The following is a 9,589-nucleotide window of genomic DNA, read 5'->3' as shown; positions in this document are numbered from 1 at the left end:
CACCGAGAAGAGAGTTACGCGCCGGCCGGCGCGGCACCGCCCGAACGGCGACGGCGGCGGCGGCGCTGCGGAGCGGACTTGCCGTCGTGGTGCTCACCGCCCTTGCCGTCGTGCGTACCGGCGCCTTCAGCGTCGCGGTCGACGGCGGGAGCGGCATCCGAGGCCGACGGCGTGCCCTGCGCGGTGCCTTCAGCGAAAGTCGAGCCCACCTTGTCGCCCGAGCCGCCGCGGCGACGGCGACGCCGACGCGCGGTGCCATCGCCCGAACCCTGCTCTGCAGCGGCGTCGACAGCGCGCTCCGGACGCGGTGCGCGCTGCGTCTTCACGGACTGGGTCTTGGGAGCCGTCGTCAGGCGCCCCTTGGTGCCCTCGGGGATGTCGAGATCCTCGAACAGGTGGGGGCTGGAAGAGTACGTCTCGACCGGCTCTGGCTGACCGAACTCGAGCGCACGGTTGATGAGGGCCCACTTGTGCAGGTCCTCCCAGTCGACGAAGGTGACGGCGATGCCCGTCTTGCCGGCACGGCCGGTGCGCCCTGCGCGGTGCAGGTACGTCTTGTCCTCGTCAGGGATCGTGTGGTTGATCACGTGCGTGACATCGTCGACGTCGATGCCTCGAGCGGCGACGTCGGTGGCGACGAGCACGTCGCGCTTGCCGGCCTTGAACGCGGCCATCGAGCGCTCGCGCTGCTCCTGGCCCATGTCGCCGTGCACGCCGCCGACGTTGAAGCCGCGGTCGCCGAGTTCGTCGACCAGGCGCTGCGCTGCGCGCTTGGTGCGCGTGAAGATGACGGTCTTGCCGCGGCCTTCGGCCTGCAGGATGCGGGCGATGATCTCGTCCTTGTCGAGCGAGTGCGCGCGGTACACGAGGTGCTTGATGTTCGCCTGCGTCAGGCCCTCATCGGGGTCGTTCGCGCGGATGTGGATCGGGTTCGACATGAAGCGGCGCGCCAGCGCCACGATCGGACCGGGCATGGTCGCCGAGAAGAGCTGCGTGTGCCGGACGGCGGGGACCTTCTGGAAGATCTTCTCGATGTCGGCGAGGAAGCCGAGGTCGAGCATCTTGTCGGCCTCGTCGAGCACGACCTCGGTCGCGTTGGACAGGTCGAGCAGACGCTGCCCTGCGAGGTCGATCAGGCGCCCGGGGGTGCCGACGACGATCTGCGCGCCGGCCTTGAGCTGGTCGATCTGGCCCTCGTACGCCTTGCCGCCGTAGATCGCGACGACGCTGGTGGAACGGTTGCTGGTGAGCAGGTCGATGTCCTCGTAGACCTGCACCGCGAGCTCGCGGGTCGGGACGACGATGAGCGCCTTGACCCCGTGCTCCGGATCCTTGCCGAGACGCTGCACGACCGGGATGCCGAACCCGAAGGTCTTGCCCGTACCCGTCTTGGCCTGGCCGATGATGTCCTGACCGGGGAGGCCGAGGGGGATCGTCTGCTCCTGGATGGGGAACGCATCGACGATGCCCTTGGCTGCGAGCGCGTCGATGATGTCCTGATCGATATTGAGATCAGCGAATGTTGTCACTTGTTCTATTGCCTGTCCGGCGGACCTTCGAGAGCGAAGGGAGCGCCACGTTACGGATCCACGCCGTCTCTTTCTGCCACAGGCGCGGGGCCCTGCTCCTACGGCAGGGCTTCTTCCAGACTACCCGAGCGGAGCGAAACGACCGGAAGACCCGTTTTGCCGGTGGTGGCGCGGGTAGTCTGAACCCGTGGTGAAGTGGTTCTGGCAGCGTGATGCCCCTCGACGTACTCTGACCCTGCGCTCTCGCGGCGATGACGGCGGAGCCATGCGGGTCGACTTCGCGGAGCTCGCGCCGGAGCTGAACCGGTTCCTCGGCCAGGCCGCCTATCTGCAGCTCGGGTACTTCGAGACGCTGACCCGCCTGATCAGAGCGACGCCCGAACTCGAAGAGAAGGCGGCGATCACCCGCGCGGCCGGCGCGGCGCTCAGCAAGCACCGCGGCATCGTCGACGTCATCCGCGAGCAGGGCGAGGACGCGACCGAGCTGATGCTCCCGTTCCGCGAGCACCTCGACGCCTTCCGCCGCAAGACGATCGGCGCGCGGCCTCGCGAGACCCTGCTGGCTGTCTACATCACGGCCGGGATGCTGGATGACTTCTATCTGGCGCTCGCCTCCAGCTACGGCGAGACGGGGCGGCGCATCGCCGACATCCTCCGCGAGGACGATGACACCGGCGAGATCGTCGAGATCCTCAAGCGCACCATCGAGTCCGACGGCGAATGGCGATCGCTGCTGTCGATGTGGGCGCGCCGACTCGTCGGCGACACCGTGCTCGTGGCTCGACAGGCGCTGCGGCCGGAGCGGCTCGCCGAGGAGGAGGACCGCGTCGAACCGGTGTACACCGAACTCATGGGCGCGCACGCGCGCCGCATGGACGCGATGGGCCTCGCCGCGTAGAACTCTCCGCCGGGCGGACGGCGCTCAGATCCCGAGCGCGACCTTCTTCTCAGCATCCGTGCGGTGACGGATCGTGGTGAGCACGTAGCCGGCGACAGCGGCGAGCACGACGCCCCCGCCGACGCTCGCCAGCCACAGCCAGCCGTTGTCCTCACCGACGCCCGACCACTGCATGAGCGTGTACACGACCGCCGCGACGGCTGCGGCGATCCCCGGAACGACCGCGGTGCCCCGCAGAGCGCGGTGCGGCAGCAGGTAGTGCACGGCGATGCCCAGTGCGCACGCGGCGATGAGTGCGAGAACGATGTACATCGTGGTCAGGCGACGAAACCGACGCGGCGCGACTCCTCGGTGCCCAGCTCGATGTAGGCGAGGTTCGCGGTCGGGACGATGTACGAGTTGCCCTTCACATCGGTGAAGCTCACCTGCGCGACGTTCTGCTCGAGAGCTGCGGACACCTGGGCGCGGACGTCGTCTGCGCTGGTGGAGGTCTCGAAGTTCAGTTCGCGGCCGGTGTTGATGATGCCGATGCGGATTTCCACGCGTGCTCCTTGAAGATTCGGGGACTGCGCCCAACTCTACCCCGGTGTCGTGCACCCGGATCGGGGTTGACGGCCGGTTTCGCCCTGGGCGCACATGCAGTGCGCCAGAGCGAGCGGGGGTGGGGTCCTGCGGTGTCCGGAGCTGCCGCTAGCGTGGATGACATGACAGAGGATGCCGGGCAGCGCGCCGTCGTGGACGCGGCCGTCGAGGCATCAGGAGTGATCATCGGCGCCCCGGGCACAGGCAAGACGCAGGCACTGATCGACCGGGTCGCCGCGCTGCTCGGTGAGCATGGACTCGCTCCAGAGGAAGTGCTGGCGTTGACCCCCAGTCGTCAGGCTGCGACGGTGCTGCGCGACCGGATCGGCGTGCGCATCGGACAGGCCACGCCGGGGCCGTTGGCCCGTTCGCTGGGTTCGTTCGCGTTCCAGCTCGTCCGCGGGGCCATGGTCCACGCCGGTGCCGAGCCCCCCGCACTGCTCACCGGTGCCGATCAGGACCGGATCATCGCCGATCTGCTGGCCGGCGATGTCGAGGATGAGGCCGCCGGTCGCCCGTCGCGCTGGCCGGACTCGTTGAACGCCGGCGTGCGCGCCTCGAAGGGGTTCCGATCGGAGTTGCGCGCCTTCCTCGCGGAATGCACGGAACTGGGCGTGCAGCCGCATGAGCTGCAGGCGTCGGAGCGACCGGTCTGGCGGGCGGTGGGCACCTTCATCGACGAGTACCACGCCGTCCTCGCCGGCATGCGCACGGCATATCGCGACGCGGCGGATCTGCTGAGCGAGGCGGCGGCGATCCTCAGGGAGGCGGACGCCACGGTGCTCGGCCCCCTCGCACCACTGCGCGTCGTCCTGATCGATGATGCCCAGGAGATCACCAGGGGCGGCATCACGATGGTGCGCGCACTGCGCGCCAGAGGTATCGCCGTCCTCGCGTTCGGCGACCCCGACATCTCCTCGGGCGCGTTCCGCGGCGCGAGCCCTCAGTTGTTCCACGAGCTGTCCGGGATCCTCGAGCGGGTCTTCGTGCTGGACACGCCGCACCGTCAGAAGCCCGCACTCACCGATCTCACGCGCACGGTCACCCAGGCGATCGGCGTGGCCGGTCGCGTCGAGCACCGTCGCGCACCAGGGCCGCCGGTCGAGGGGGCATCCGTCGACCCACCGGTGCAGGCCTTCCTCGCCCCTTCGCCGTACGAAGAAGCCGATCGGATCGCCGGCACTCTTCGCGATTGGCACCTCACGCACGGCATCGCCTGGAGCGAGATGGCTGTGATCGCCCACGACACCAGGCAGGTCGCGGCGCTGGAGACCGAACTCGCCGCGCGCGAGGTGCCGACCAGGGCCGCCGGGGTGCAGCGACCGCTCGGCAGCGAGGGCGTCGTGCGCGACATCGTCGGCATCGTGCGTCTCGCACTCACCCCCGTCGAAGAGCGGGAGACCGAGATGCTCGTCGACGCGCTGCGCTCGCCGTTCGGCGGGATGGATGCCGTCGGCCTCCGTCGCCTGCGCGCGCGCCTGCGCCACGTCGAGCTCGCTGACGGGGGATCGACCCCTGCTTCGGAACTGCTGCGGCAGGCGATGGCCTTTCCTGCGCACTTCACGTTCATCGATGCTCCCGAGGCCAGAGTCGCCGCCCGTTTCGCGACGACCCTCGCCGCCACGGCCTCGGCGGCCGCCGCGGGGGAGACGATCCACGAGCTGCTCTGGCGCATCTGGGATGAGGCGCGCGCGCTCGATGGATCGAAGCTGCAGCACTACTGGCGTGCGGTGTCGGAACAGCCGGGTGGCGGTGAGACGGCCAGGGCGCTGGACGCGCTCGTCGCGCTCTTCGACGCCGCGAAGCGCTTCGTCGAACGCTCGCCGAACGAGCGTCCTGACATCTTCGTGCGCGACATCCTCGACAGCGAGGTGCCGGAGGACACGCTGTCCACCCCCGATCGGCCGGGCCTGGTGACGCTGCTGACACCGGCGACTGCCCTGGGCACGCAGTTCGACGCCGTCATCGTCGCCGGTGTGCAGGACGGTGTGTGGCCCAACGTGCGGCTGCGAGGGGGGCTGCTGGAGACGTGGCGCCTCGCCGACGCCGTCATCGCCGCGCGCACGGGGGAATCCGAGCCGGCTCCTGGAGTGCTCGACAGACGGCGAGATGCACTGCATGACGAGCTGCGGCTGTTCGTGAGAGCGCTGTCGCGCGCACGTTCCCGGATCGTCGTGACAGCCGTGGACGACGATGCGACAGGACCCAGCCCGTTCTTCGGGTTCCTTCCTGAGCCTCCACCGGCATCCGCGCACCCCGCCGCAGAGCATCCGCTCACCCTGCGCGGTCTCGTCGCACGCCACCGGCGCACGCTGACGAGCGCCGTCGATCGTGACGCCCGCGCCGCCGCGGCGGGGCAGCTGTCCCTCCTGGCGCGCGAGGGCGTGCCAGGCGCCGACCCGCGGGAATGGTACGGGATCGCCGGCCCGTCGACGTCGGCGCCGTTGCACGACCTGTCGGTCGGGGCTGCGCGGGTCTCACCGTCGAAGATGGAGTCGTTCGAGGAATGCGAGTTGAACTGGGCGATCTCGGCGCTCGGTGGCGATACGGTGCTCCCGCCATCCGCAGGTATGGGCACGATCATCCACGAGGCGATGGAGACGGTCCCGGACGGCGACCTCGAGAAGCTGCGCGCGGTCGTGGCCGAGCACTGGCCGGAGTTGGATTTCGAGACCGAATGGATCGGGCGCAAGGAACGTCGCCGCGCCGATCTCTACATCGAGCGCCTGCATGCGTACCTCGGTGAGGTGAAGAGCGATCGTGGCCGTGTGCTCGCCAGTGAGGTGGAGTTCCGCTTCGCGGTGGACGTCGCCGCCCGTGAGGTCGCGAGCGCGGACGATGAGCAGCCCGTGCCGGGCGTGCATGTGGGCGACGACGCCGACGGACCGCACAGGGCCGTTGTGCACGGCTTCATAGATCGTGTGGAGGCATACCCGCGCGGCGGCGGCGAGCATGCTCCTGCCCGGGGCCGAGGCTGGACCGACATGGCAGAGGGACTGAACGGAGAACGGGTCGTCGTCGTGGATCTGAAGACCGGCAAGAACGAGCCGACGACCGACGCCAAGTGCGAGGATCATGCGCAACTCGCCGCATACCAGGTCGCGGTGCAGCAGGGCCTGATCGAGGGCGCCGAACCGGGCGCACTCGCAGGCGCCCGCCTCCTGCTGGTCGCGAACACGCTGTCCGGCAGTCAGTACCGTGTCGCCCACCAGCACACGCTCGAGGGGGAGGCGCGCACGCGATTCCTCGACAGGCTCGCCTCGGCAGCCAGGGGGATGTCGGGGGCCAGCTTCACCGCTCACGTCGAGGCGCACTGCGCCGATGTGCAGTGGCGCGTGCATCCCTGCCGCATCCACACCGTGCCGGCGGTCAGCGCATGACCGCGTGGAATGAAGACGGGCCAGGGCTCTCGGCACTCGATGTGGCCGCCGCGCTGGGACAGCCCCCGCCCACGGTGGCGCAGCAGCGCGTCATCGAAGCGCCGCCGACCCCCGCGCTCGTGATCGCCGGCGCCGGAAGCGGCAAGACCGAGACCATGTCGGGCCGGGTTGTCTGGCTCGTCGCGAACGGACATGTGCGCCGGGACGAGATCCTCGGACTCACCTTCACCCGCAAGGCCGCCGGCGAGCTGGCGGAGCGCATCGCCGCCCGCCTCGCCGTGATCGACGAGTACGGGCAGCGAGGGCTGCTGCCGCACGTACCCGAGATCGTGGCGTCGGGCATGCTGGAACGCGTCGATCGCGCGTCGCCCGGTGCCCAGCGGATGCTGGTGCGCACACAGGTGCTCGGTGAGCTCGCCGAGCGGTTCGAGACCGGGTGGGATCCGTCATCGCCCCGTACGGCAGACGACCTGATGATCCGCCCTCGTGTATCGACGTACAACGCGTTCGCTGACTCGATCGTTCGCGAGCACGCCGCGCGGATCGGGCGCGATCCCGACGTCGCGATGCTGAGCCAGGCGGCATCCTGGATGCTGGCGCGCGAGGTCGTCCTTCGTGCCGATCTGCCCGAGCTCGAAGGCATCGAATACGCCGTCGGCACCGTGGTGGACGCGGTGCAGCGACTCGCCGGCGATGCGCTCGATCACCGGGCCGATCTGGCTCTCGCAGAGCGGATCGCTCTCGAGCACGCGGCGGCGTTCGAGCCCTATCGCACCAACGCGGACATCGCCAAGGCCGCCGACAACCTCCTCGCGCTGCCGACATTGAACGCGCTCGTGCGGGCGTACATCGCCGAGAAGCAGCGCAGGGGAGTGCTCGACTTCGCCGATCAGGTGAGCGGCGCATACGACATCGTCGAAGCCTCGCCCGAAGTGCGTGCGGATCTGCGGGAGCAGCACAGGGTCGTTCTGCTGGACGAGTACCAGGACACGTCGGTGATCCAGACGCAGTTCCTCGCCGAGGTGTTCCGGGACTCCGCCGTCATGGCGGTGGGCGATCCGCACCAGTCGATCTACGGCTGGCGCGGTGCGAGTGCCGACAACCTCTACGCCTTCGCGCGCACGTTCGCCCGCGATCGCCCGGCTCAGACCTTCAGTCTCATGACGAGCTGGCGCAACGACAGCGCCATCCTGGATGTGGCGAACCGGGTGCTCGAGCCGCTTCGGCGTCCCGGTCTCGATGTCCCTCCGCTCGAACCCCGGCCGGGCGCGGGGGCCGGTGCTGTCGGCATCCGTTATCCGCTCACGGTGCATGAGGAGGCCGCGGAGGTCGCCGAGTGGTTCTCCGAGCGGCGCACCGTGCACGCGGAGCGCGACGGCGCCTCTGCGACACCCCATACCGGCGCGATCCTGTTCCGGTCCAAGCGGCATATGCAGACCTTCGCCGAGGCGCTCGCGGCGCGAGGCATACCGCATCGCATCCTCGGGCTCGGCGGTCTGCTCACGACTCCCGAGGTCGTGGATGTCGTGAGCACGCTGCGGGTCATCCACGATCCGAACGCGGGCTCCGCACTCATCCGGCTTCTCGTGGGTCCTCGATTCGGCGTGGGCCTCGCCGACATGGGCGCCCTGTACGATCTCGCCTCCGAGCTGTCGAAGCGCGACAGCGGACTGCTGCCCCTTCCCGATGAGCTGCGCGATCGCATCCGCTCCTCGCGCGGTGCCGACGAGGCGGTGTCGATCGTGGACGCGGTCGACGTCGTGCGCGGGCTGCGCGACGACTACCGTCTCCTCGAGCGGATCACGCCGGAGGGCCGCATGCGGATACGCGCCGCAGGAGAGATGCTCGAGCGGCTGCGGCGGGCGTCAGGCCAGCCGATCCCCGAGCTGATCCGTCTGATCGAGGTGGAGCTCCGCCTCGACATCGAACTCGCCGCCAACGAGACCCGCGGTCCTGCGCGCGTCGCCGCGACGCAGCTGCGCGCGTTCGCCGATGAGGTGCGCGCGTTCCTGTCCGCCGACGACCGCGGCTCGATCGGGTCGCTGCTCGCCTGGCTCGACAAGGCGGAGAGCACCGATGAGCTGATGCCCCGGCCCGAGCCGCCAGAGCCCGGTGTGGTGCAGCTGCTCACGATCCACGGCTCCAAAGGGCTCGAGTGGGATGCCGTCGCGGTGGTGCGACTCGTGGAGGGCGAGCTTCCCTCCCGCCCCACGGACACCTCGGGCTGGTTCGGTTTCGGCGTGCTGCCGTTCGCGCTGCGCGGTGACAGCGCCGCTCTGCCGCGCTTCAACTGGGAACCGCCCGCGGATGCCGCTCCAGAGCCGGACAAGCGGATCAAGGCAGGTGTGGCTTCGCTGACGAGCAAGAGCAGGGCCTCTCCCGGCGCGCTCACGGTGTTCAAGGACGCCTACCGCGACTACCAGCAGCAGGAGGAGCGTCGGCTCGCATATGTCGCGGTGACGCGCGCGCGTACAGACCTGCTCCTGACCGGAGCGCACTGGGCGGGGCAGAAGAGCCCCCGTGAGGCGAGCCCGTACCTGCGCGAGGCCATCGATGTGCACGGGCTCGATCCGATCGAGGCCGCCGATGACACCGAGAATCCGTACGAGGGCGAGGGGAAGACCAGCGTATGGCCGCTCGACCCGCTGGGCGGCCGACGCGCGGTGGTCGAATCCGCCGCCGCGCTCGTGCGCACAGTCGAGGGCGACCCGGCGCCGACCCGGCAGCTCGAACGACTGCTCGCAGAGCGTGCCGAGCGTCAGCGCGGCATGCGCGCCGACCCGCCGACGCGCGTTCCCGCGTCGCGGTTCAAGGACTACGTGACGGACTTCGACGGCACCGTGCGCGCGCTGAGCAGGCCCATGCCGGAGCGACCGTATCGGCAGACGCGCCTGGGCACGCTCTTCCACGCCTGGGTAGAACACCGCTCGGGCCTGGTCGGCGCGGGGGAGCGCCCCGAGAACGCGCTGTGGGACACCGACGACGAGCAGTCGGACACGTGGGGCGTGTCGGCGGCGGATGAGATCGATCTGGAACGACTGCGCGAGATCTTCGAGAGGAGCGAATGGGCGACACGTCAGCCCATCGCGGTCGAGATCGAGATCGACTTCGCCCTGGGCGCCACCGCAGGCCCCGGTGAGGGACACATCGTCATCTGCAAGCTGGACGCCGTGTACCGCCGCGCGGATCGCGGCGGGCGC

The 9,589-nt window shown here is 69.8% G+C and carries 6 protein-coding genes; 3 read left to right on the top strand and 3 right to left on the bottom strand.

Going from position 1 to position 9,589, the window contains the following annotated elements; translation table 11 throughout:
• Nucleotides 1-14: 14 nt before the first annotated feature.
• Entirely contained in the window at nt 15-1,529 is a 1,515-nt protein-coding gene (locus ACNPNP_RS05210) for a DEAD/DEAH box helicase (protein ID WP_448965002.1), read from the bottom strand.
• Between the two features lie 187 nt (nt 1,530-1,716).
• On the opposite strand from ACNPNP_RS05210, the gene ACNPNP_RS05205 reads away from it, so the two are divergent.
• Nucleotides 1,717-2,427 carry a ferritin-like fold-containing protein gene (locus ACNPNP_RS05205; protein WP_448965001.1) on the top strand — a complete coding sequence of 237 codons (711 nt, stop codon included), beginning with the start codon at nt 1,717-1,719 and terminating at the stop codon, nt 2,425-2,427.
• A gap of 24 nt (nt 2,428-2,451) precedes the next feature.
• On the opposite strand, the gene ACNPNP_RS05200 is transcribed toward ACNPNP_RS05205, so the two are convergent.
• Both ACNPNP_RS05200 and ACNPNP_RS05195 read right to left on the bottom strand, forming a co-directional pair.
• Nucleotides 2,452-2,739, bottom strand: coding sequence for a hypothetical protein (locus tag ACNPNP_RS05200; RefSeq protein WP_448965000.1), 288 nt, complete (start codon nt 2,737-2,739; stop codon nt 2,452-2,454).
• Between the two features lie 5 nt (nt 2,740-2,744).
• The gene (locus ACNPNP_RS05195) at nt 2,745-2,969 is read right to left on the bottom strand and encodes a DUF3107 domain-containing protein (RefSeq protein WP_448964999.1); all 225 of its coding nucleotides are present in this window, start codon (nt 2,967-2,969) and stop codon (nt 2,745-2,747) included.
• A gap of 162 nt (nt 2,970-3,131) precedes the next feature.
• Here ACNPNP_RS05195 and ACNPNP_RS05190 point away from each other — a divergent pair, with 162 nt between their 5' ends.
• Together ACNPNP_RS05190 and ACNPNP_RS05185 are read left to right on the top strand one after the other, a co-directional pair.
• Nucleotides 3,132-6,389 carry an ATP-dependent helicase gene (locus ACNPNP_RS05190; RefSeq protein WP_448964998.1) on the top strand — a complete coding sequence of 1,086 codons (3,258 nt, stop codon included), beginning with the start codon at nt 3,132-3,134 and terminating at the stop codon, nt 6,387-6,389.
• Nucleotides 6,386-9,589: ATP-dependent helicase (locus ACNPNP_RS05185; protein ID WP_448964997.1), on the top strand; the 3,204-nt coding region annotated here is incomplete at its 3' end. The genes ACNPNP_RS05190 and ACNPNP_RS05185, both read left to right, overlap by 4 nt.

The sequence above is a fragment of the Microbacterium xerophyticum genome (assembly GCF_053543555.1).
This window is presented reverse-complemented; position numbering and strand designations above follow the sequence as displayed.

Bases quoted from the DNA above. Each gene is read 5' to 3' on its own strand.
- ACNPNP_RS05200 (WP_448965000.1), bottom strand. From the start codon at position 2,739: ATGTACATCGTTCTCGCACTCATCGCCGCGTGCGCACTGGGCATCGCC.
- ACNPNP_RS05190 (WP_448964998.1), top strand. From the start codon at position 3,132: ATGACAGAGGATGCCGGGCAGCGCGCCGTCGTGGACGCGGCCGTCGAG.